General features: G+C 53.2%; 17 protein-coding genes. 3 read left to right on the forward strand and 14 right to left on the reverse strand.

Going from position 1 to position 23,130, the window contains the following annotated elements:
- The 5 genes from RSDT_RS02265 to RSDT_RS07825 form a co-directional block, all read right to left on the reverse strand.
- Window positions 1–2,025 carry a penicillin-binding transpeptidase domain-containing protein gene (locus RSDT_RS02265; RefSeq protein WP_231941892.1) on the reverse strand — a complete coding sequence of 675 codons (2,025 nt, stop codon included), beginning with the start codon at window positions 2,023–2,025 and terminating at the stop codon, window positions 1–3.
- Window positions 2,026–2,140: 115 nt separating this feature from the next.
- The gene (locus tag RSDT_RS02270) at window positions 2,141–2,359 is read right to left on the reverse strand and encodes a hypothetical protein (RefSeq protein WP_231941919.1); all 219 of its coding nucleotides are present in this window, start codon (window positions 2,357–2,359) and stop codon (window positions 2,141–2,143) included.
- Between the two features lie 80 nt (window positions 2,360–2,439).
- Window positions 2,440–3,429 carry a 16S rRNA (cytosine(1402)-N(4))-methyltransferase RsmH gene (gene rsmH / locus RSDT_RS02275; RefSeq protein ID WP_096400415.1) on the reverse strand — a complete coding sequence of 330 codons (990 nt, stop codon included), beginning with the start codon at window positions 3,427–3,429 and terminating at the stop codon, window positions 2,440–2,442.
- Window positions 3,430–3,505: 76 nt separating this feature from the next.
- Entirely contained in the window at window positions 3,506–3,958 is a 453-nt protein-coding gene (locus RSDT_RS02280) for a division/cell wall cluster transcriptional repressor MraZ (protein ID WP_096399396.1), read from the reverse strand.
- A gap of 78 nt (window positions 3,959–4,036) precedes the next feature.
- Entirely contained in the window at window positions 4,037–4,276 is a 240-nt protein-coding gene (locus RSDT_RS07825; protein WP_145954796.1) for a hypothetical protein, read from the reverse strand.
- Between the two features lie 27 nt (window positions 4,277–4,303).
- Between RSDT_RS07825 and RSDT_RS02290 the strand changes: the two genes are divergently transcribed.
- Window positions 4,304–4,684, forward strand: coding sequence for a desulfoferrodoxin (locus RSDT_RS02290; RefSeq protein ID WP_096399398.1), 381 nt, complete (start codon window positions 4,304–4,306; stop codon window positions 4,682–4,684).
- A gap of 53 nt (window positions 4,685–4,737) precedes the next feature.
- Window positions 4,738–4,875, forward strand: a complete 138-nt coding sequence (locus RSDT_RS02295; protein ID WP_096399399.1) for a rubredoxin — start codon at window positions 4,738–4,740, stop codon at window positions 4,873–4,875.
- 227 nt (window positions 4,876–5,102) lie between these two features.
- Here RSDT_RS02295 and RSDT_RS07340 read toward each other — a convergent pair whose 3' ends face one another.
- From RSDT_RS07340 to aprB, 7 genes are all read right to left on the reverse strand, one after another.
- The gene (locus tag RSDT_RS07340) at window positions 5,103–5,387 is read right to left on the reverse strand and encodes a hypothetical protein (protein WP_096399400.1); all 285 of its coding nucleotides are present in this window, start codon (window positions 5,385–5,387) and stop codon (window positions 5,103–5,105) included.
- Window positions 5,388–5,465: 78 nt separating this feature from the next.
- Window positions 5,466–6,173 (reverse strand): hypothetical protein, encoded by a 708-nt coding sequence (locus RSDT_RS02305; protein ID WP_096399401.1) that lies wholly within the window; start codon window positions 6,171–6,173, stop codon window positions 5,466–5,468.
- 37 nt (window positions 6,174–6,210) lie between these two features.
- The gene (qmoC, locus tag RSDT_RS02310; protein WP_096399402.1) at window positions 6,211–7,392 is read right to left on the reverse strand and encodes a quinone-interacting membrane-bound oxidoreductase complex subunit QmoC; all 1,182 of its coding nucleotides are present in this window, start codon (window positions 7,390–7,392) and stop codon (window positions 6,211–6,213) included.
- A 13-nt stretch (window positions 7,393–7,405) separates the two neighbouring features.
- The gene (locus RSDT_RS02315) at window positions 7,406–9,655 is read right to left on the reverse strand and encodes a hydrogenase iron-sulfur subunit (protein WP_096399403.1); all 2,250 of its coding nucleotides are present in this window, start codon (window positions 9,653–9,655) and stop codon (window positions 7,406–7,408) included.
- 7 nt (window positions 9,656–9,662) lie between these two features.
- The gene (locus tag RSDT_RS02320; protein WP_096399404.1) at window positions 9,663–10,898 is read right to left on the reverse strand and encodes a CoB--CoM heterodisulfide reductase iron-sulfur subunit A family protein; all 1,236 of its coding nucleotides are present in this window, start codon (window positions 10,896–10,898) and stop codon (window positions 9,663–9,665) included.
- Between the two features lie 120 nt (window positions 10,899–11,018).
- Window positions 11,019–13,007: an adenylyl-sulfate reductase subunit alpha gene (aprA, locus tag RSDT_RS02325; protein ID WP_096399405.1), complete on the reverse strand. Its 1,989-nt coding sequence runs from the start codon at window positions 13,005–13,007 to the stop codon at window positions 11,019–11,021.
- 37 nt (window positions 13,008–13,044) lie between these two features.
- Window positions 13,045–13,533 (reverse strand): adenylyl-sulfate reductase subunit beta, encoded by a 489-nt coding sequence (gene aprB / locus RSDT_RS02330; protein ID WP_096399406.1) that lies wholly within the window; start codon window positions 13,531–13,533, stop codon window positions 13,045–13,047.
- Window positions 13,534–13,833: 300 nt separating this feature from the next.
- Between aprB and RSDT_RS02335 the strand changes: the two genes are divergently transcribed.
- Entirely contained in the window at window positions 13,834–15,519 is a 1,686-nt protein-coding gene (locus tag RSDT_RS02335; RefSeq protein WP_096399407.1) for a 3-phosphoshikimate 1-carboxyvinyltransferase, read from the forward strand.
- A gap of 218 nt (window positions 15,520–15,737) precedes the next feature.
- On the opposite strand, the gene RSDT_RS02340 is transcribed toward RSDT_RS02335, so the two are convergent.
- Window positions 15,738–19,316 (reverse strand): PEP/pyruvate-binding domain-containing protein, encoded by a 3,579-nt coding sequence (locus RSDT_RS02340; protein ID WP_096399408.1) that lies wholly within the window; start codon window positions 19,314–19,316, stop codon window positions 15,738–15,740.
- A 98-nt stretch (window positions 19,317–19,414) separates the two neighbouring features.
- Window positions 19,415–23,116, reverse strand: a complete 3,702-nt coding sequence (locus RSDT_RS02345; protein WP_096399409.1) for a pyruvate carboxylase — start codon at window positions 23,114–23,116, stop codon at window positions 19,415–19,417.
- Window positions 23,117–23,130 lie beyond the last annotated feature (14 nt).

A 23,130-nucleotide genomic window follows, 5' to 3' on the forward strand; every position in this document is an offset into this window, starting at 1 on the left:
CTAACTCTCCGAAAGCCATAGGATATAATCCGCTTTACCGGCATCTGCAGGCCAGGCCGTTCCAGGCTGGGGACTCTGACGCACGACCCTGGCTCCGGCGCCTTTGAGTTCAGGCATGATGCCCGCTCTTGCAAAAAGTTCGACAGCATTTCGGACTGATTTACCCATAACATCGGGCACACGATCCGCAACTTTTGCCAAATGCCCCGGCAATTGCATGTCCTGCTCCCGGTGAACTTCATTCACTTTTCCGACAAGACCGGGCATAACCTGTCCGGAGGGTTTGAATCCACGGCGGCGCTGTTCGTCCGGAGCGGCTCCGGTTTGTGATTTATCTTGTACAACTGTGTTTGCCGCGGAAAGAATGCCTGTATAAGCCAGTACACGACTTGCGATTTCACGAAAAATCGGCGCGGCGAGAACACCCCCGAACTGTCCGTGCCCAGGCTCATCCACCATGACAAAAATCAGATATCGCGGATTGTCGGCGGGGAGAAAACCTACAAATGAAGCCAGACGTTTGTTCCCATATGCACCGGCCCTGTGGTCAGCCTTCTGGGCTGTGCCTGTCTTGCCGGCCATCGCAACGCCGTCAATGCGCGCGCGTTTGCCGGTGCCGTCATTTTCCTGAACAACATCACGCATCATCTGCATCACCTCACGCGAGGTCTTGTCAGAAAATATACGCTTGTGCGGTTCTTCCAGATTTTTTTCATCCGTTATCAGACGCAAGGGCTTGTAAACCCCCCTGTTCAAAAGCGTCAGATATGCCTGCGCCATTTGCAAACCCGTCACGGAAATACTTTGTCCAAAAGAAGTGGACATGACGTCAACTTCACTCCAGTCACGGGGAATGTGCAATATGCCGCGACTTTCAGACACAGGAACTCTGGTGCGTTCGCCGAATCCCAGCGAATGAAGATATCTGTAAAAAGTGGGAACGCCGAGCGTGTTTCCGATCTTCGCCATGCCGATATTGGAGGAATAGCGCAATACTTTTGCGGCGGGCAGCACTCCATGATTTGACGTGTCGTGTATAGTAAAGTTTTTGGCTTCCCATTTGCCGTTTTCGCAGTCAATGAGAGAGCCGGGCGTGATTTTATGTTCCTGGAGCGCGGCAGCCATGACAAAAGGCTTGAAGGTCGAACCTGGCTCAAGCGCATCTGCCGCAAGACGGTTGCGATAGATCAGTGGCCTGAACTCTTTGTAGGAATTGGGATTAAAAAATGGAAATTGCGCCCACGCCAGAATATCTCCTGTAGTCACATCCACAACCAAGGCACCGCTCCAACGGGCGTCATATTCTTGAGCGGCGCGCGCCACAGCTTGTTCAGCAAAAAATTGCATCTGGACGTCAAGAGTTAACGTCAAATCCTGCCCGTGCGGTTCAGCCTGCCCTGCCTCGTGCAGATAAAAACGACGGCCCATAGCATCGCGCTGCACAATCTGACGCGTTGGGATACAGCCGAGACGGGCTTCCATGGAACGTTCTATGCCCTCAAGCCCTTTGTCATCCAGTCCCACAAATCCCAAAAGTTGTCCCGCCAGATGTTTAAAAGGATAGAACCTGTCGTATTCTCTGGAAAAGCCGATTCCCGTCAAACCTGCCTTGCGCACTGCTTCGGCGGTATAATCGTCCACCTTGCGCTTAAGCCAGACAAAGTGCCGTTTTGTTTTTGACAGATCATCGTAGAGTTTCTGCGGATCCATGCCAAGAACAGGTCCCAGCGTATTGGCCGTCACACGGAAATCTTCTATTTCCTTGGGTTTCGCGTAAACGGACCTGGCCTCAACGCTGCGGGCCAGCACAAGACCATTGCGATCATAGATCGCGCCGCGCCTGCCCGAGACAAGTTCAGAAAGCATATGCTGACGGTGCGCGCGTTCAGAGAGACGCGGGCCGTTAATCATCTGCAAATACCATGCCCGGCCCCATATCGCAGCCCAAAGCATGCAAAACATGACAGCAATCGCAGTGATGCGCAACCGCCCCCAGTCAAGATTTTCACGCAATGCGCGAACCAATCTACACCTGCCCGGCGCAGGCTTGCTTCTGTTTCTAACGGCATTTACACGACTGTGTTTGCGCGAAGTAAACTTAAGCATGTCATCTCCTGATAGCTTCGGGCATGGGCACCATTTAACGAATTTCTATCCGCCTGACCTGACCTGACCTTGGTTCGCGCATTCCGAATTTCTCGGCTTTACGGCGCAGCTCATAGGGCGAGAGTAGGCGTCCGCGTTCAACTTCCAGTTTCGCGTGCAGGTCACGGCGTTCACGAAATTCATTTTGTAAAATATTAATGAAATATGTGGTGTCCATGCGCTCAATATTGCTCCAGACAAGGGTCAAGCCCATCACTATACCGGCCAGAAGTTCCAGCGCCAGTGCTAAAATCCAGCCTTTGCCGCTCTGCTGGTGATACGCTGTGGTTTTTTTTATGAAGGCTCGACTTCCGCTATCTTTTCCACAGCACGCAACTTGGCACAGCCCGCTCGCGGATTGACGGCCAGCTCGTCAGACCCGGCCTGCAGTGGTTTTTTATATAAAATACGAACCTCAGGCTGATGCCGACAGACGCAGGCAGTACAATATTTCGGGCAGCGGCATCCCTCAGCCCAACGGCGTATTGCCTGTTTTACCAGACGGTCCTCCAATGAATGAAAAGTAATAAAGACCAGCCGGCCGCCAACAGGCAGATATGCGAGAATTTGATCCAGAAAGCGTTTAAGCTCTCCCAGTTCATCATTGATGGCCATGCGCAGCGCCTGAAACGTGCGGGTGGCCGGGTGACGCCTCGCCCTGTGTCGCCAGGCCGCCGGGTAAGCCATTTCTACCAAGGCAGCCAGTTCTGCCGTGCTCTCGATCGGGGATTTGCCGCGCGCCGCCACTATGGTTCTGGCAATGCGCCCGGCCTGCGGCTCTTCCCCCAGAGTGGCGATGCACTCTTTAAGACGCGCAAGACTTTCACGGTTAACCCAGTGCCAGGCGGACAATTCACCCGAATGCTGATCCATGCGCATGTCCAGAGGGCCGTCGCCATACAAGCTGAAACCGCGATCATTTTTATCTATCTGGAGGGATGAGAGGCCGATGTCCAGCAACGCCCCGTCTACCCTCTCCCACTGAAGCTCGTGAAGGGCCTCCGGGAAACGACTGTACCGGCAGTGAAAAATGTGCGCTCGCCGGCCAAAAGAAGACAAACGTTCGCCCGCCAGAGACAAAGCATCTTCGTCCCTGTCAAGACCGCAGACCTCAGTGTTCGCCGCCGCGTCAAGCAGTGCGGCGCAATGCCCTCCAAGCCCCAGAGTCCCGTCCAGATACCGGCCCCCGGCACGAGGCGCAAGCGCCGTCAATGTTTGCGCCAGAAGCACAGGGGTATGGCGCTCTCTTCTGCCTTTCGCAGATTCCGCTGTCAGTTGCGCCATAATTTTTGCTCTTACAGGGAAAATACCAACACCGGCCGCAAGCGCCTCTTGGGAAACGTCCTCATGTCTGAACGCATCAAAGCAGTGGGGCAATATCAACGCCGGCGGCTGCCAGTTCTTCAGAAATGTCCCCAAACGTCAGTGCATCAAAACGGTTCTGATCCCACAGCTGAAAATTGGAATGCATGCCCACAAGCATAACGTCTTTCTGCAAGCCGGCCTCACGCATCAGCGATTGCGGAATGCGCACCCGCCCTTGGGCGTCGGGGATCAAATCCTGCGCGAGGCCGATAATCTTTGTTTTAAAATGTGAAAGTTGCCGGGAAGGAAAACGTATCCGATTCAACTGTTCGGTGAAGACCTCCCAGTCAGCCGGCAGATACGCCACAAGATGATCGAAAGAGCAGGTCAGCCAGAAGGTTCCCGTACCGTCGCCCTGAATGAGCGCATCACGGTATTCTGCAGGCAGCATAAGCCTGCCTTTGGGATCCAGGCTCCGGGAGAGGCTTTTTGTAAACAGCTTTTGCATAGTTTACCACTTTTATATATTATTGTACCACTTTTTTCCACTTATGCTCCAATGATAGGGGAGTGTCAAGACATACGTTCAAAACTTTGCCGAAAAGTTCAAAAACGCCCGCGTTACCGCGGCGTCTGCCGTTGCCATGATCTTGGGACCCTTGCCGCGCCCGGTTTTACCAACCAACGGCACGGCCCCTTTTTTTGCTGGAGCAAATGTCCCGCCAATGAAGGCTTCACGCAGATCAGGCAAAAAGCCGAAAAAAGCTTTACAAAGCATCCGATTTTTTTCAAACTTACAACGACGGCCTTGATAAAGGCTGTACAATTTTTTTAAAAACAGCTAGGAGGAAACATGCTGGCATATCCTGAAATCTATAAATGCCTCCGTTGCGGCAATATTGTTGAGGTTCTGCACGGCGGCGGCGGGGATCTCGCCTGTTGCGGCATTGCCGTGCAGCTTGTGCAGGCAGGTGCCGTTGACGCGGCAAAAGAAAAACATGTGCCGGTGATTGAAAAAATCGACGGCGGCTATAAAATTTCTGTGGGCAGCGTCAGCCACCCCATGGAAGACAAGCATTTTATCAAGTGGATTGAGCTTTTTGCCGACAACAGAAGTTACAGAAAACTGCTCAACCCCGGCGAAGCGCCGGAAGCTTTTTTCTGCATTGACGCCGCTGCCGTGACAGCCCGCGCTTACTGCAACCTTCACGGGCTCTGGAAAGCGGACATCTGACCACTGCTGCAGAAAAGCTTTTTTGACGAACTTTTCAAACAGGGAGAAGCACCATGCAGAAATATGTCTGTGGCATCTGCGGCCATGAATATGACTCGGCGGAAAACGATAATGCGCCTTTTGGAAAATTGCCTGACGACTGGGCCTGCCCTATCTGCGGCGTGGGCAAGTCAGGATTCAGCCCGGCCTGACGCGACGGATCTGTGTTGTTTTCCACTGCCCTGCCGGTCTCCGGCGGGGCAGTGGCGTTCACAGCTAGGGAGAATACAGATGCAGCCTGTTGAAATCAAAAAGGGCATATTCTGGGTCGGCTGCGTTGCGACTTTCATGGCTATTTTGTGTCACCTGCCAGCTCCACCTACAACTCCTAATCTTGTCAAAGCTCTTGCCTAAGTTGCCATCGCCGGAAGATGGGGATTTATCGTTGGGCATTATTGAAGCTGTGGATTTTGACAGCTACCGCTGTGTCCCATTCAGTATGGAGGATGCAGACGCGGAGATTGAGCCAATCCCCATCGGCGGCACGTTTTTTATAAAAGAGCCGGGGATGGAATATCTCACGGAAATCATCAGCGAGTTCCACAAGCGTTTTGGCGGTATCTGGACGAACGAGGGCGAAGCGAAAGACTTGCTTGTCGCACTGCCTGAACGAGTTGCTCAAAACGAGGGATACCAAAACGCGCAGCGCAACTCTGACGAGCAAAATTCGCGCATTGCGTGTGAAGAGGCTCTGATGGAATTGCCGAAGCCTGAGGGTTCTGCATTACATGCCCCTGAACATTTAAAAACCGAAGCCGTCGCTGTTCGCCCCGGAAGTGCCGAAACCGAAATCATCCGGAACGCTGTTCTCTGCTTCGGGCGCGCTTGCACCGGCATCGGCCCTTGGGGCGCCGGCCGTGACAAAGCCTTTCAGGCCATCTTTAATAGCGTCCTTGATGTTTTGCATCAGTTCGTCATGGCTTACAGCCAGCTTGCCCTGAAATTCTGCAACCTGTTTACGCATGCCGCCCATATCGGTATTCATGACTTTAATCCTAGCTTCCAGTTCATCACATTTTTTTTGCAGCTCCCCTGCTCTCGCCTCCGCAGGCTCCAGAGCGCCCACCCGCTCTTCCAGGGCGGCCACAGCGGCCGTCTGTGTTTGCAGGCTTGAAAATGACTCCTCCAGATAATCCAGCACCTGATCAGCCATGGCCTTTGTACGTCCGTCCATCGGCGTCAATGAAACATTGTCGCCCAGAGCGTTTTTGCCCCGTGAGACAAAGGCGTCCCAAGACATATCTTCCTTCCATTCAAGTTTCAAAAATCCGGGATACCAGCGCGCAAGCCAGGCTGCCGCAAACTGCCCCACAGCCTTTGCGCAGCTGTCACAGGCGACTGAACGCCCGGCCACATAACCGGCGACACCCTTGATGTTCACGCCCTCCTTGCCCACAATCAGAGCAAGCACGGATTCCAGAGGAAAAACTTTGCGATCTGTATCTGACATGTCGGCCTCCTCCCTGGGAGCACGGTGTGTTAACAAATCAGCTTCTTCCATACATGCGGACGTATACAAGCGCTGCTGTGCGGTAGACAAGATGCCCCAATTTTGACCAGGGCAGATAGGCAAAAAGCATCCAGACAAAAACCAGATGAAAATAATACACCACAAAGGCAGGCTTGACGGCGTCCGCCAGCCTGAAACACTGCGACAGCATGCCGGTCGCCGCGACAAGCCATATGATGCCGAGCAGATACCAGTCATAAAAACTGGAACCGTGATTGGCAGAATCAAGCGAGACGCGGCGCACCGTCAGCACCGCAAGGCCGTAGAACAGCATCAGCGCGCCTATGTTGGCCAGAATCTTGACAGGAAATGTCAAGGGCATGGGCGTGTGAATCTCTATTACAGGAATAATTTTGCCGCCCCAATGCCCCAGGGCCACCACCGCCGTCACAAAAGCCAGTATGGCAAAGCTCCAGACCAGAACGGCATGTCCCCATTTGCGGTTCGACGCTGCCTTGCCCGTGATCGGGCCGTCTTCGCAATCGTCAAATTTCCTGTGTGTGACAACTTCTTCCATGAGTACATCAATAAGATGGCAGAACCAGGATTTTTTTTTGCCGATGACAAGCAGTTTGCCCTGCGGACTGAACATGTCCCAGAGTTTCCGCACGCCGCAATATAGGATAAAACAGGCCCCAAAGAAGGTCAGCATAAAAATAGGGTCAATGGTATAATCGCCATAAAATATCTGGCCAAAGACAATTCGTCCGTCTGCCGCGCGCGGAAACCAGTTGCCGTTGTTGTAACCCGCGCGGATCCACCAGACGACAAGCCACAAAACGGCCGGAATAAGAAAGAGCACGGGCAGGCCGGATGCCCGGCTCATCCATTTGCCTACAATGGAAGGAAAGGTCAGCTCCTTGTAGATCACGGTGCGGGCCGCAGCCATCACATCTGCCGGGCGCGCGCCGCGCGGACACAGATCAGAGCAGTTGCCGCAATTGTGGCAAAGCCAAAGATCCGTATCGCTGCGCAGCTTATCCCACAGTCCCCAGGAAGCCCAGACCATCTCCTTGCGCGGATATGGCGCATTGGCCGGAGCGAACGGGCAGGCCACGGAACAGGTTGCGCACTGGAAGCATTTTTTGAGATTTTCGCCACCCGCTTCCCTGAGTTCCTGAGCAAACTGCAAATCCGGTTTCAGAATACATTGTGCCATTACTGTCAACCTCCTACATCCCCTTGAACGGGTTGGGGCCCATTGCGATGATGCGGCCGACAAAGCTGTCAATCAGGACAGGAACCTTGTCGTATTCGTCAACGGCCACCTCAAGCTGCTCCACCCGTTCGGGCTTCACGCCAAGGCGGTTCAGTGTCTCGGCGATATTTTCCTTGCGTTTTGCACATATCTCTGACCCCTTGACAAAGTGGCACTGATAGTCGTCGCCGTATTTGCAGCCCAAGAGCATAACACCGTCAAAGCCCTTGCTCATGGCGTCAGACACCCATATGGCATTGACGGATCCTAGGCAGCGCACAGGGATGATCCGTACAAAGGGACTCCATGCCCTGTGACGCATGCCCGCCATATCCAAAGCTGGATACGCGTCGTTTTCACACGCCAGAATCAGAATACGCGGGCCTTCCTTTTTAAAGTCCTTGGGCACCACGACCTCGCGGATCATTGAGCCTATCTGATCAATATTATAATCGGCAAAAGAGACAACACGCTCGGGGCACGCGCCGAAGCAGGTGCCGCAGCGGCGGCAGCGCGCCGGGTTGGGCTTCGGCGTGCCCTTTTCATCATCGTCAAGCGCCCCGAAAGGACATTCCTCAGTGCAGCGCTTGCACTGCGTGCACCGAACAAAGTTGAACACAGGATAGGAGGCATCGCCTGAACGGGGATGCACCGCAACCCCGCGCGAGGCTGAGGCAATGCACTGCATAGCCTTGAGCACAGCACCTTTTGCGTCTTCCTCACAGCCGTCCATTGTCATGGGCTGACGTACGCAGCCTGCCGCATAAACGCCGGTACGTCTGGTTTCATAAGGGAAACAGATATAGTTGGAATCGACAAATCCGTCAAAAAGCTGCAAATCCGGAAAATCAGGTCCCTGACGGTAGTCAAACTGAACGACAACATCCTTGGCTGTGATGGGAACCATGCCGGTGGGCAGCACAACCAGATCAACTTCCAGATCAAAATCCATGCCTAGCAGCGTGTTTTTGCAAACAACAACCATGTTGTCGCCGGCTTCACGAATTTCCGTCACATCAGCCTTTGTCATCATGATGCCGGGACGATCCTGCATCTTCCTGTAAAAACGCTCCAGGATGCCGGGCACCGTCATGTTCTTGTACAATATAAAAATCTGAGCGGCGTCATTGGTCTTGTCGCAGACAGTATCGGCAAGACGCAACGCGGCCACGCTGTTTACCGCATTGGAATAGGCAAGATGGCGTATATTCTCCAGATCTTCTTTGACAAACTTGTCCGCGCCTTCTCCGCTTTCGGCATCGACTTTGTCGGCCATTGCCTCGGCGGCCTCGCGCGCGGCCTCTTCAGCCATCGTTATGTCCAGCACAAAAGCAATGCGGCCGGCCGTAATATTGCCCGCAACCAGCATTTTGCCGAATTGCGCCGCATCCAGTACGTTCGGACCGCGTCCCAAGCCCATCGGCGCGAGGTATTTTTCGTCAAGCGGCGTCCAGCCGGTCGCCAGAACAACAGCGCCTATATCCACATTAACCGTGTTGTCGGACGTGATGATACCGGCCTTGAATTCGCCCGGTTGCCCCTGAAGCTTTTCTATGCGCGCCTTCAAATAGACTGTAATTTTTGGATTGCCCGTAACCGCGCTTATTTTTTCTGACAAATTTGTAGGCTGCTTGTCAGTCCAAAAAGGAGCGAGCGGGGACGCCATGGGAATATTGCGGGCCGCGCCTCCCAATGTGTCCGCTTTTTCCACCAGCACTACTTCACAGCCTGTCGCGGCCGTCTCGGCCGCAGCGGTCAGGCCCGTCCAGCCGCCGCCGATAACGAGAACGCGCTCAACGCCGCTGACAACCGCAGAATCAGGATTTTCACTCTTCTGCAATTTGACGACGCCCATATTCACATAGTCCCGCGCCATAATGGTCAGCGCTTCAGGGGCGCCGGCGGCAAAATCCGGTGGGCTGCCGTCAGGATTTTTATAGGAAAGCACGCACTGTTCGCGCAGATTAACATATTCAATCTGCACGGGGAGGCGATACACATCCGCCTCAGCCCGCGGCGAAGTGCCGCAAAGCAATACTCCGTCGAGCTGCCGCGAGGCTATGTCAGCCTTTATCTCATCTACAGTGCAGGCCAGCACAGGGCACACCTTGACAACCTGCACAAGTTCGCCCCACTTCTCGCGTGTCTGCGAAGCGAGCGCCTCAATATCCAGGCCCCCGCCGATGTTCTGCATGTCAAAATAGACGCCAATTTTACCGGCCATGCCCCCCTTACCTCCCTTTCACCGTTTGCACCGCCTTCAGAGCGGCGGCTGTGCCGGACTGCGCAGAGCGCGTCACATCAAGGGGCATGTGCGCACAGCCGGCGGCAAAAATGCCGGCTTCTTCACCGCCAGCAATAAAGCCGTCTTCATCCATGGGCAAAGGCAGGGGCGGATTTTCACCGGCCAATGACGGCTGCATGCCAGTAGCCAGAACTGCGAGGTCATAATGAAGAGTCAGCTTTTCACCACGCACCGCGTCTTCCACCATCAACGTCACCCTGTCTCCGGCAGCCTGCCAGGCATCGGCAACCTTGCCTTTCACAAAAGATACGTTGGGTTCGGCCCTGACTTTTGCAAGCATATTCACATAGCGCCCTGGGGCGCGCAGATCAATGTAATACACGGTGATTTTGACATTCGGATTCTGCTCTACAAGGTACAGGCACTGTTTGAGGGTTGCCATGCAGCAGATATAGGAACAATAGTTTAGATGGTTCTGATCGCGTGATCCCGCGCACTGTACAAAAGCAACGCTGTTCGGCGTTCTGTTGTCGGACGGCCGAACAATGCGGCCGCCGGTCGGGCCGCCGGCCGATGCAAGACGTTCCATCTGCATGTTTGAAATGCAGTTTTTTATCGCGCCTGCGCCCAGATTGGTCAGCCGCGCCACGTCATAAGGCTTCCAGCCAGTTGCAACAACAACAGCTCCCACATTCAGCTCAATCTCGCGCGGCTCTTCGGCCGCTTCAAGAAAGCGGACGCCGGCAACACGCGCCACGTCTGACTTTGAAAGCGTTTTTGCGTCCAGCACATAGCGGCCGGGAAAGGCAAAAGGCATGGACTTGTAAAGCCCCTTGCGTCTGGACAGGCCGAAATCAAATTCGTTGTCTGTCTCACCTGTCAGTGATGACGCCAAAAGGCTGAAATCCACATTGTGGGGCGCTGTCCTGCGGGGGGTCAATCGAATTTTTACAGTATAGTCGCTCTTACAGCCGGACAAGGCCGTGATTTCCGCCTGGGTAAAAAATTTGATGCGCGGATTTTTCCTGATGCGCTGGAATTGAATTTCCAAGCCGCAGGAGGGGGGACAAAGTTTGGGGAAATACTTGTTGAGCTGAGCCACACGGCCGCCGAGCCAGGGCGACTTTTCGACTATAAAGACGTCGTGACCCAATTCCGCCGCTTCAATGGCGGCTGTAATGCCTGCAAAGCCGCCGCCCACGACGAGAATAGCATTGGACATCCTGGATATCCTCCTGCGGTGTTTTTCGTTGCGGCTGAAGATGCAAACGGCCTCCCGCCGCAGGAAAAAAGGGGGGCGACCGCTTTGCGGTCACCCCCTTTGTCTGTATAGAAGCGCGGATTAATCAGGAATAATCTGATAGTAGGGCTTCTTGAAGATTTTTGTCTCGCCGGTAGCGGGATTATACTTTGAATTCACAAAACATTTCCACTTGCCGTCGTCAAGACCCATGAAGTCGGCCCGATAGTAGAAGCCAGGGTACCTGGATTCCTCACGAAAGGCAATGTGCTGCATGTGCAGACGCACAGTCCAGAGCCGGTGGTAGTTTTCCCAGCAGCGCAGCAGTTCATGCAGATCGCGGGCCGCCAGTTTGGCTGAGTCTTCTTCCATCATGCCGAGCAGATTGAAGCCCGTGTCAAGCAACGCCCTGGAGGTGGTGTAGTAGGTGCCCACGCCGCCGCCGTATTCATCGGTGCACTTGACAAGGCGCATCATGAAGTTTTTGGGCGAAATGTAGTTTGGGTTGACCACGGGGTCTGTGGACGCACCCTTGCCCGCCTCATAATTGTAGTACGGACGGTAAACGAGCTTCTTGAGTTCGTCGGCCGATTCCTTGAATTCAGGCTTGTAGTCCTTGTGATCAACGCACCAACGCACCATCTGCTTGCCGGCGATGCGGCCTTCGGCGTGCGATCCGGAGGAGAACTTGTGGCCGGAGGCACCCACGCCGTCGGCACAGGTGAACAGGCCCTCCACGGTGGTCATGCGGTTGTATACCTTGTCGTTGGCGGCTTTTATCTTGTAGTCATTCGGCACCCATGCTTCGTCGGGGCCGGACACCCAGATGCCGCAGCAGCCGGAGTGCGAACCGAGCAGATAGGGCTCGGTGGGCATGATTTCGGAACCCCGTTCCTCAGGCATGGTGTTGGTAGAAGCCCAGAGGTTTGCCTGACCGACGCACATGTCGAGGAAGTCTTCCCACGCTTCGGACGTCAGCTCGTTTTGCTGCTCCTCGTTCAATGTGGCGAATGTCGTCAGCAGGGCGGACTTGGTGTCCATGTAAATGGGGCCGCGGCCTTCGCGCATTTCACGCAGCATCATGTGGTTGCGCAGACAGGTGGGGATCACGTTGCCTTTTGCATAGCCGCGATCCTCATAGGGTTTGAGCATGGCCTTGTTGGTGGCACAATAGTCTTCACCCTTGGAGTTTGTGGCTTTTGCCTTAAACAGCAGGAACCACGCGCCCACAGGGCCATAACCGTCCTTGAAACGAGCGGGCACGAAGCGGTTTTCCATCATGGTCATTTCCGCACCGACCTGCGCGCACATGGTATAGGTGGAACCTGCGTTCCACACAGGGTACCACGCGCGGCCCATGCCCTCGCCGGTGGAGCGGGGGCGATACACGTTCACCGCGCCGCCCGCCGCCACCATAATGGCGTTGGCCTTGAAAATATGCACTTCGTTAGCGCGCAGGTTAAAGCCCACAGCGCCGGCGATGCGGTTGGGGGTGTTTTTGTCGAGCAGCAGCTTGACAATAAAAATTCGTTCCATAATGCGGGCTTCGCCCAGTGCGTTTTTGGCCGCTTCAGCTACGATGCACTTGTAGGACTCGCCGTTGATCATGATCTGCCAGCGGCCGGAACGCACAGGGTCATCGCCCTTGCGCAACGATTTTCCCGCCGCCTTGGCTTTGGCGCCGTCAAGGTTGTGACCGTTCTGATTTTTAATCCAACATGGCAGACCCCAGTCTTCAAACAGATGCACGGAATCGTCCACATGACGGCCCACGTCAAAGATCAGGTCTTCACGCACAATGCCCATAAGGTCGGTACGCACCATGCGCACATAGTCATCGGCGGCATTTTTGCCGAGATAGGTGTTGATGGCCGACAAACCCTGCGCGACAGCGCCGGAACGTTCCAGAGCGGCCTTGTCACAGAGTATGATTTTCAGACCCAGCTTGTCGCCCCAGCGCACTGCCTCATAAGCCGTGCCGCAGGCGCCCATGCCGCCGCCCACGATGAGCAGGTCAACCGCATGTTCTTTCACTGCAGGTTCGGCAATAGCCACACCCTTGGTGGCTTCCTTCATCGGAATTTTAGGCATAATGATTTCTCCTTATCGCACTTTTGGGGATTTGCGGCTAACGGCTGTGTTCCATTTCTGTAACGGTCCTGTCGGCCTCGGCCACATCAAATTTTTTGCCGAGAGCTTCCTTGGGAGTGATCAGAGCCTTTTCAGTGAACAGCAGTTCATCGTCCAGGCAGGAGCCTTCTGGACGGCCGTCGTACGGCTTGATGGAACCTTCCGGCGTGGTGCGAATGGGGAATTTAAAGCGTTTCACATTGCCGTTGCGGAATTTGACGGTCCACATGATTGAATCAGCCGACCGCATGGGAATACAGGTACCGCCCATGGGCGCAAAGTCCGCATAGGGGCGCGCCGTAATCGCGCCCTGCGGGCATATCTTCACGCAGGAATAGCATTCCCAGCAGGCATCCGATTCTTGGTTGTAGGCCTTCATTTCCTCGGGATCAAGGATCATGAGGTCATTGGGGCAAATATACATGCAGGCCGTCTTTTCGCCACCTTTGCAGCCGTCGCATTTAGACGGATCGACAAACGTCGGCATACGTTCCTCCAACTCTATAATTAGGTGTGCTACGAACCCGTTGTCGGCACTCAGACAATCCAATCAAGCGCAATAAAATACAGGCGCATTGCTTGCGCATTAAATAACAAGCAAACGCTCTTTACGTCAAGTCCCTTTTGCAAATTTTTGTGGATTCTTTTCCAGAAAAGAGCTTGTCAATCAGGCATGTCATCAGATTATTAGAAAGATATGCCGGCTGTGCCCCTTGCCGGCGGGGCTGATTCGGGTTAACAGCTTTGCACGAAAAACACCGGCGCATATTTTCCGGACAGGAAACACATGGACCATCAGCACAGCCAGAAACCCCGGCGCATCCTGCGGGATGTGGTCAGCAACATCGACCGGGACATTCTGAGACTTCTCGTGCGGCGTCATAATCTGATCACGCGCATGTACAACAGCAAGGGTTTTCTGGATGCGTCCGAAGAGAAATTTCTCCGCGCGTCATGGGAGGCCGCCGTCTCCAGAGTCAGTCATGATCCCCGTCTTTCCGGTCATTTGTTTGCCCTTATGCAGGACGCGGAGTTTTTGCCGAGACCTGACGCGCATACGGACGACGATGGCGAGAAAAAAGCAACAGAATCCCGCCCGGCCTTTAATCTGGCCCCGGCGCAGAAACCGGTGCGGCTCGTCATGCGCGCGCCGCTTTCCTGCCGCGCCACGCGGGCCTGTCTTATGCTGGCCGCCGCTTCAGGCGCCCCTGCGCATTTCGCTCCTTGCCTCATGAACGATCCTGTCATTGACTGCGTCAAAGTACTCAACCAGGCGGGTGCCGCCCTGACCAGAAAGGATGACGGCGTGTCCGCCCGCGAAGCCGCGCCTCTCGGCGTGCCTGACAGAACCCTGCATGTGGGCGACAGCGCCTGGAATCTGTACATGCTGCTGGGGCATTATCTGGGACGCCCCTCACGCGCCAAATTCACGGGAGAAATTTCCCTCAAGCTGGCGGACCTCTCCGCTGTCAGACGGTTTCTGTCCGTTATGAACGCGCGTTTGGTGCATGTGATCCCCAAAAGCAGCGGTCTGCCGATACGTCTGGAATGCACGGGCATTTTGCCTGAGATCGTCGCCCTGCCTGCGGATGTTCCGTCGGAACTCGGTGAAGGCATTCTGCTGGCCGCGCCGCTGTATGCCGCGCCGTTCGTTCTTGATCTCGTCCGGCACCCGCAGCGACAATTGATGCTGGACAGAACCCTGCCCCTTCTGCTCGCGGCGGGAGCGGACATTGCGGTGGAAGGCAGCCGTGTCAGCGTGGCGCCCGGTCCCCTGCGTCCGCCGGGACAATCGGCGCTGCCGATGGAACCGGAGCTCGCTCTCTTTTTGCTGGCTCTTCCACTGGCACTGGCCGGAGAGGTTCGCCTTGAAGGCCGTTGGTCCCAGCAGCCGCAGGCTCTTGCCGGTCTGCGCCTGCTGGAGTCGTTCGGGCTTGACCTCCTGCGGATGGAAGACGCGATCTGCGCTAGGCCCGCCGCGCGCGCGGTGAATGTCCGTCTTGCTGAACTGCCGCGCGATTTTCCTTCGGAATGGACGCCGCTGCCGGTGGCGCTCGCCGCCTGCGCTGCATTGCAAAACGGAAAAGCCGCGCTGCCAGCCCTCCCCCCTGAGGCTGACCCGGCAATTGCGACCGAAATGCTGAGCTTCCTGAATGCCGTTGGCCTGGAGACCGCCGACGGAGGCAATTTGTGCAAAAAAACACAACTCGCCTTAACTCCCTGGAATACCCCCACGCCGCTCTGGGCGCTGGCGCTTGCCCTCGCGGCCTGCGTACGCCCGCATATCAAGCTGGGCAATCCCGGCATTGTTACCGACCTTTATCCCGCCTTCTGGGCTCTGTATAACGCCCTGCCGGCACCGGCGGCAAAAGCGGCGGGCGCACGGCCGGCGGCCGACGAGCGGGTTCGACGACGGGTGACGACAGACATTGCGGCGCATATTCCGAAACCGGATGATGAAAGGATCGAATGACATGTTTTTGCTTGAAGCTCTAAAAAGTTAGCTGAATATAGCTGACCTGGATACGCAGACTACACCCTTGCAGTTCCTATCTGCTTTAATGAAAAACCTGCCAGTTGATGCACCCTGTCGGTAAACTTTGAGCGGTTCGCGACGGAGATCTCTTCAGATTGTTGGAAGAGTCAAACTTCGTGAGTCCCTGGGTAGAGCTTGGGGTTTGCCATTTTTTATCATGTGTTTGATTCACGGGAGGTTTCCAATGCCTTTGCCTGCTCTTCAAAAGTACTGAATCCCGCCTGGTGCAATGCGTCCAGGACTGTGTTGTCCCAATGCCAGGTAGCGTAGATGACAGGCTTATGGAAGGTTGAACGAAAATTTTGCAATTCCGCTCGATAAAAAGCTTCCTTTGGCGTATCCAAATGTTCACGCAATTGCTCATGTCTCCGCAGCAATTCGCCTTCATACCACTCCTGAATATCCTGTGGCTCAGTATATTTTTTCAGGATATGACCATAGCCGGCTTTTTCCATAAGAAGGGCGAGATTCTTGTGGTGCTGCTGGACAAGCCAGTTCCCCAAGTGTGACGTGGGGATGTTTTCTGCTTCCACCGCCGCAATGTCAAAAACCGTTTGATAATAAGTATCAGGTACGACAGAAGCCGAAGTAATGCCTGCGATAGCGACAAGGCCACGCAAAATAAGACTGTTTGAAACACCTTGTCCGCAAAAACCAATTTTTTTGCCATATTTCTGACCTGCAAAAATATTTACCAATATGGCCCAGATAACTGCCGGATCTTCTTCATCATAAATGCGTGCAAGTCGAGCATTGTCTCTGTCCGCAGCAAGAACCATCTGTGTCATGTCGTTAGAGCCGATGGAAAAACCATCAAACTCAGCTAGAAACTGCTTTGCCAGTATGGCATTTGAAGGCAGCTCAGACATAAGAACGATTTTTAGATCATCCTGACCACTTTTAAGTTTATGCACCTGTTCCAGATATGCACGCATGGAACGTGCCTCTTCCAAGGTGCGCACAAACGGCAGCATCAGGCGCAGGTTCGTTCCCCCATACATTCCACGCGCCAGCTTAAAAGCCTCAATTTCCCAATCATGTATATTGCGTGCTACGCCACGGTATCCCAGCATGGGATTGTCTTCATGATGTTCAAAAAGATTGCCGCCCAACAAATTTCTGTATTCATTGCTCTTAAAATCTGTTGTACGGTACGTGATGGGCTTGCCGTAAAAAGCCATGGCAAAAAGTGCCAAATTTTGAGACAGGGTTTGCACATAATGCTCTTTGCCGGTACGGAAACCGCGTGATTTTATAACAGCGCAAATTTTATCCGGCAAGTTGCGGACATCATCCATCTCTTTTTTCAGGCCGGCCCGCAAGCTCACTTCTTCACGTAGTCGTTGAATATTTCTCAACAATTCGACTATGATGGGCAGGTCTTTTATTCGCTGCACATGCACGGCAACACTTGCTTTAATTTCAGCAGCCCGTTTGGCTGCCTCGGTATCGCCAGCGGGCAGTAGGGCGAGTTCGTCATCATAACCCATAATAATCCGGACATGATCTTCCAGATCCGGTGAGGTCTTAAGCACTTCCATCCTGCGTGAAGCCGCCTCAAGGTGCTGGTCAATCTTATGCTCTATCTCACGCATTTTGCGGTGCTGCAACAGTACATCTTCATGGTGCGCACTTTTTTGCTCCATATTGGCCAGAGCAGTCATTTCAGCAGACAAGCCTGTTATTTCACCCACATATTCACGTAGGTTAAAATCCAAGACAATCAGCCCCGCCGCCATTTGTTCACGCAACACTTTCGAAAGATGCTCTTCCAGTTCCTTGATTTTTGTCTGAACAACGCCGGCAAGCTCTCCATTGTCAAATGCTTCAAGAGCTTGTGGGTGAATACTGATATTGCCCAACATGAACTCGGCCCGCAATAGTCCCACTTCAAACTGGGGATAGTTGCGCAGACGCGACAGGAAAAGAGCCTGTCCCACGTCAGCGAGGACGAGACCCACCTTTGTCTTTGTCAAAGGCAGCTTGGCTACTTCCATCTCGTCGCCGACCTGATGCAGCGGCAAAAGCCCACGATATATCCTGCCGCTCGTGCCATCAACGGTAACCTCCGCGCCATCAAGCGCGCGCAGCACGTCCAAACGCTGAATGCCGATAACCGCCGCTATGCCAAGTTCACGTGACGTTATCGCCGCATGACTTGTATCGCCGCCGACATCCGCCATAATTGCCGACGCAACGCGCATGCCCGGCACCATATCAGGGTCGGTCCGTTCGGCTGTCAGCACGTCTCCCTTGGAGATTTTGTTCAACTCCAAAGCAGAACGCAAAAAACGCACAATGCCCTGCCCCGCACCACGAGAAGCACCGTTACCTTCTACGATAAGTTCAGCTTTTTCAGCAGCTCTTACATCAACTTCACGTCGACGCATAAAAATTGTTGTCGGATGAAGTTCGAAATCTTCATTCCAGCGGGTTTCAGGTCTGGCCTGCACAAACCAGAGTGTATCATTTGCGTCCAGGCAAAATTCCGTATCCATAATCATGCCGCCATAAGCCTTGCTGACAGCGCGTACACCCCTGGCGACAGATTCCGCCTGACTTAACGAAAGAGACCAACGCAACGCTTCCAGCGGCGGAACAGGCACTTCTTTCGTGCCGCCCTTTTCATCATAGACAATTTTCATGCTCTTGCAGCCCATCTGGCGAATCACCACTTCGCTGCCGTCATCTCGCTGAAAAACATAGAGTTTATCCGGGGTCACCTTGCCGCCCACCACAGCTTCACCAAGACCATAACTGGCGTCAATGCTGACAAGATCATTACGGCTGGTGCCGCGACAGCCTGTAGCCGTGTCAGCTGAGAAGGCCGTGCCTGAAACGACGGGATTGATCATTTGCATCATGCAAACGGAAAGTGATGTATTTTCAATGGACCACTCTTTTTTTGCCGTTTCGGCTATAGATTCATCGCCGGATTCTTCCGCTTTTGCCAAGGCGTCCAGAATGGCTTCACGCCTGTATGTCATTGAACGGAGATTATACGCTGAAGCACAGTCCCGATGATACGCCTCAACAACCCGGTCGGCCCCAACCATATTTAAATATGTATCCTGCAAACCGGCAAAAGCTTTTTTTCGGGAGTCCTCGCCGGCCGCGGAGGAGCGCACCGCTACCGGCGTCATGTCGTCATTGTTTTCTTTACAAATGGCCTTGTAGGCTTCGCGTACGGCTTCACCCACCACTTTCGGCAACTCAACTGACAATACCGCCGCCTGTACGATCACTGAACGTTTGCGCAGTTGGTCTATTCCTTCTGGTGAGGTGGCAAATCCATCAACAATATTATTGATAAAAGTTCGTAATTTTGTGTGCGGCTGATCACCGTCGGCTTTTGCCGCGTCACGGCTCTGTTTGCCCATCTGACGTACAAATTTTTGTAAAAAGTCAGAGTCCTGATTAATCTCCGGATCATTCCAGTCAATACGGCTGTATTCCTTGTCAACTGTGGAACGTACTACTCTGCCGTTTACCTTTGTTTCGTCCAGCAGGCGATGAAAAGCCAGTGAGGAGAGAGCACGAAAATGCGGTGCCTGAATACCCTCAATTTGACTGATAAGAGTGGTATTGTAATTTTTGCCGCCGACAAGAAGTTCTGCCTCCGGTCCAAGATTTACAATATCCGCGCCGGTCAGAACGAGTTTTGTCTGAACATCTTCAGAAACATTGTTTTTAGCCTTTGCCTGTGCGGGGTTGGCTGCTGCTTTTTTGGACATGACTTCCTCCGGTTAGCGGGAAAAAGAGATGCTGAAAATTTTGCTACTATTATGCTGCTGTGCAAAAGCTGGCCACCAACCCCATACTTTATTTCAAATTATTCCACGCGCGAGCCGCAATGCGGACAAAAAGCCGCATTGTCCGGGGGAATAGGCTGGCCGCAGGATGGGTGGCTGCATAAACGAGGCACGGGAGCGAGCTCGACGATCAACTCCCCTTCACATACGGAAATCATCTGCTTGTTTCCTTTGAAATCAGCAGTCTTCAACACGCGTTTCACAATGCCATCCACGGAAGCAAGAACAGCTTTCTCCTGCTTCATGATGGATACATTAAACACCTCTTCTCCAGCTTTGACGATGTCACCGGGATGGACGTACATGACCCACAAATCACCGTTGCTTGGCGCTGCAATATGATAACGGTTTGTTGGGTCGGCCATAGCGACACCTTTGACACGGGGACCTGTCGGCTGGCTGACTTTTACCTCATAACTCATGATTTCAGAATCAAGCACATAACGACAGACGGACACGCCCATTTCCGACGGTCTTGAAATGCTCAACAGCACAAGATGGTGCGGTTTCCCCTTGGTTTCATTAAAATATAAATCCTGCCCGATCTTCAAGCCTTCAAACCAGACATGAAGCGGCAGATTATTAGAATCACCATATTGCGCTTTGAATTGAATGGCTTTTAAAGCGTCAGCCGGGTGATTCAGATAGAGGATAAATTCTTCGGCGTTCGGCTTGCGTTTAAGTATATCAGTACAAGTTTGTTCCTCAAGATCCATATTGATATTCTGAAGTGTTTCCAGAGGCGACGCTTCGGTACGCTTTGCAACAGCCGTTTTCCATTCTGCGCCGAAGGCGCTTTTATAAACCCAATCTGCGGGGAACCCCAAGGGAAGTTTGCCGAACTTGCCCAACAGCAGATTACGGAAAGCGTCATTGCAGTCTTGATAGACAATAAGACGCGCCTTGCGCATTTCTGAAGAAAGTTCCGTTTGCGGTGTACGCGTCGCTTCATTCAGCACTTCAAGAAGATATCTGACCTCTTCTTCACCGCCGCGTTTCCATGCGCCGGTTACTGCTAAAAAGGCCGTGTTCCAAGTAATCTGTGACCCTGGAGTCACGTCATGATACCTGACAATACGCCGTGTTCCTTCCAAAAATTTGAGCATATAGGGCAGAAGATGGATATACCCCTGCTTCATAACCCCTTCCTGTGAAGAAGATGTGGCCCCACCAGGCATGCCGTGCAAGGTAACGTCGTAATCAATGCCCTGGAAATAGGGGGAACAATAGCGATCATAATATGGCATAATTTGTTTGCAGACAAAATTCGCGTCTCGTATGGCGTTTTTATTTAAGCGGCATGTCAGGCTAAGTTCGTCTTCCAGATATGCCATGGTGGACAGCACATCACCCTGCCCATAGGAGCGTACCGCAGCACCCAGCCCAACATCAAGAATATGTGCTCCTGCTTTTGCTGCCGCGCCGCATGCCGGGACAAAAAGTCCGTCTGTATAGTGACGATGATAGTGGAGCACAAGCTCAGGCCAGCGTTTGCGCAATGCTTCAACAAGCTCTGTCATGAAGCGCGGCGGGCACACGCCGCCCATATCCTTGAGGCCGAGAATTATGCTGCGCGACACTGTTTTTGAAGAGACGCCCATAATATCGCTTGTCATGCGTAAAATAGATTCTGTAACATCCAGATAGTGAGACACATCAAAACCTTTCGCCCATGACATGGAAAGCGCCGGCTGAAAAATCACATCCTTGCGGGACAAGACGACTTCAGCAATAGGACGCATATTTTCTATGTGATTGAGAAAATCAAAACAACGAACCACCTGGTAACAATCGCAAATCATTTCACCAGTTTTGTGCATCAGGTTGCGTGGCTGTGGCGTGTAGCCAAGGACATTGGTGGATCGCACGAGCAATTGTTTGAAAGTTTTCGGGGCAAAATTGTTCCATTCGTTTGCTTCGCTGAACGGATAAGTCATATTGGCCAACATCGACACATGAAAATGTGCGCCGCCGCCATTTTCAATGGAAAAATAGCCGACGTTGTCAAGATAGGGTCCCAGCAATTTGTCTTCAGCCAGACGAAAACGATTGCCTGAATTTGACTGTGTAAAATCACGCGGAGTCGTATCAGAAAAATGTATCCATCCTGAATCACGAATAAAATCCAGTGTAGCCAAACGATCACCCTGTGGATATGGTGACGGCTTGCTCTGGACGGACGAACTAATGGGCGGTAGAACAGGTTCAAACGGACCAAGGGCAGGTGTTGTTGCGGAACGATATGCGCCCAACTGTAGATAGGGATTATAGCCTTTCGCCGAAATCTCTGCCACCAGTCTTGCCAGACGTTCGCCTTCCGGGGCAAGATCGGTATACAACATGAGTTCAGGATGATTGGCTATAAAATATGTATTAATGTCTCCCTTGCGAAAGAAAGGATTTTTAAGTACCTGACGGAAAAAAGGAATTGTTGTTTTAATTCCGCCGATTATGTATTCGCTGAGTGCGCGATCCATAATGCCCAGCGTTTTTTCCCAGTCATGCGCATAGGTAATCAGCAGAGCGCCTGCAGAATCATAATTGGCAGGGAATTCATAGCCGGCGCTGATATTGGAGTCCAGCCGCACACCAAGGCCACCGGGAGAAACGTAACGCGTGATCAGTCCCGAGTTTGGCTCAAAATTATTTTGTGGATTTTCACAATTGATACGAACCTGCATGGAACAATATGAAGCACGTAGACTTTCTTCCCGATAGCGCAGTTCAGCGCCGAACGCCACGGCAATCTGTTCCTCTACGAGATCAATGCCATAGCGGCATTCGGTTATTCCATGCTCTACCTGAAGCCGCGTGTTGACTTCAATCAGATAAGGCGAACCGTCAGGGGTAATCAGAAACTCAACCGTGGCCAAAGAATAATACCCTACAGCACGTATGAGCCGGCGGGCATAATCTTTAAGACGTTCCCGCAGATCCCGCGTCATGCCGAGCCAAGGAGAAGGCGTAATTTCAATAAGTTTTTGATGGTTACGTTGTACTGTGCAATCGCGTTCGTCAAAAGCGAAGACATTGCCGTACATGTCGGCGATGATCTGGATTTCAATGTGACGCACATTATCCAGAAATTTTTCAAGAAAAAGATGCGGATTGCCGAAAGAGGCTTGAGCCATCATAGAAGCTTTGAAGAAAGCGTCCTCAAGCTCTGCCTGATTGTAGATAGTAAAAATGCCCCTGCCGCCGCCGCCGCCCTCGGCTTTCAGCATGATCGGCAGACCGATTTCATCTATAAGTTGACGGGTGTCCGCAATATCCACAGCGCCGTCTGACCCTGGAACGACAGGAATTCTGAGTCTGCGTGCCACTTCACGCGCCTGAACTTTGTTGCCGAGAAGATTCATGGCTTCGGCAGTGGCGCCGATAAAGGTAATGCCTGCCTCTTTGCAACGTTGAGGGAAGCGTGTGTCTTCAGAGGCAAACCCCCAGCCTGGATGTATCCCTACCACTCCACGCTGTCTGGCTTTGGTGATGATTTTGTCGATATCCAGATAGGAGCGCGGTTCGGGGCCAAGCAACAACAATTCCTGCGCAGTGGATGCCGCAGGCGCGGTTTTGTCAACGTCTGCGGCGGTCATGGCCGCAACAGCGTCAAAACCCTCCCGTATGGAACGGCAGATACGCCGTGCCGGTATCCCGCGGTTCGCCACCAGAATTACTTTACCCTGTAAAAAATTTTGAACCTCGGCGAATGTCTTGTTGCCCATGCCCTGTCAGCCTT

This window comes from Candidatus Desulfovibrio trichonymphae (assembly GCF_002355955.1).
GTDB lineage: Bacteria > Desulfobacterota > Desulfovibrionia > Desulfovibrionales > Desulfovibrionaceae > Desulfovibrio > Desulfovibrio trichonymphae.

What these genes read in the sequence shown, in the direction of transcription:
- aprB (WP_096399406.1), bottom strand. Translation starts at nt 13,533, where the DNA reads ATGCCGACGTTTGTCGATCCGTCTAAATGCGACGGCTGCAAAGGTGGC.
- qmoC (WP_096399402.1), bottom strand. Translation starts at nt 7,392, where the DNA reads ATGGCACAATGTATTCTGAAACCGGATTTGCAGTTTGCTCAGGAACTC.
- RSDT_RS02315 (WP_096399403.1), bottom strand. Translation starts at nt 9,655, where the DNA reads ATGGCCGGTAAAATTGGCGTCTATTTTGACATGCAGAACATCGGCGGG.
- RSDT_RS02290 (WP_096399398.1), top strand. Translation starts at nt 4,304, where the DNA reads ATGCTGGCATATCCTGAAATCTATAAATGCCTCCGTTGCGGCAATATT.
- rsmH (WP_096400415.1), bottom strand. Translation starts at nt 3,429, where the DNA reads ATGGCGCAACTGACAGCGGAATCTGCGAAAGGCAGAAGAGAGCGCCAT.
- RSDT_RS02320 (WP_096399404.1), bottom strand. Translation starts at nt 10,898, where the DNA reads ATGTCCAATGCTATTCTCGTCGTGGGCGGCGGCTTTGCAGGCATTACA.
- RSDT_RS02305 (WP_096399401.1), bottom strand. Translation starts at nt 6,173, where the DNA reads ATGTCAGATACAGATCGCAAAGTTTTTCCTCTGGAATCCGTGCTTGCT.
- aprA (WP_096399405.1), bottom strand. Translation starts at nt 13,007, where the DNA reads ATGCCTAAAATTCCGATGAAGGAAGCCACCAAGGGTGTGGCTATTGCC.
- RSDT_RS02335 (WP_096399407.1), top strand. Translation starts at nt 13,834, where the DNA reads ATGGACCATCAGCACAGCCAGAAACCCCGGCGCATCCTGCGGGATGTG.
- RSDT_RS02295 (WP_096399399.1), top strand. Translation starts at nt 4,738, where the DNA reads ATGCAGAAATATGTCTGTGGCATCTGCGGCCATGAATATGACTCGGCG.
- RSDT_RS02270 (WP_231941919.1), bottom strand. Translation starts at nt 2,359, where the DNA reads ATGGGCTTGACCCTTGTCTGGAGCAATATTGAGCGCATGGACACCACA.
- RSDT_RS02280 (WP_096399396.1), bottom strand. Translation starts at nt 3,958, where the DNA reads ATGCAAAAGCTGTTTACAAAAAGCCTCTCCCGGAGCCTGGATCCCAAA.
- RSDT_RS02340 (WP_096399408.1), bottom strand. Translation starts at nt 19,316, where the DNA reads ATGTCCAAAAAAGCAGCAGCCAACCCCGCACAGGCAAAGGCTAAAAAC.
- RSDT_RS02345 (WP_096399409.1), bottom strand. Translation starts at nt 23,116, where the DNA reads ATGGGCAACAAGACATTCGCCGAGGTTCAAAATTTTTTACAGGGTAAA.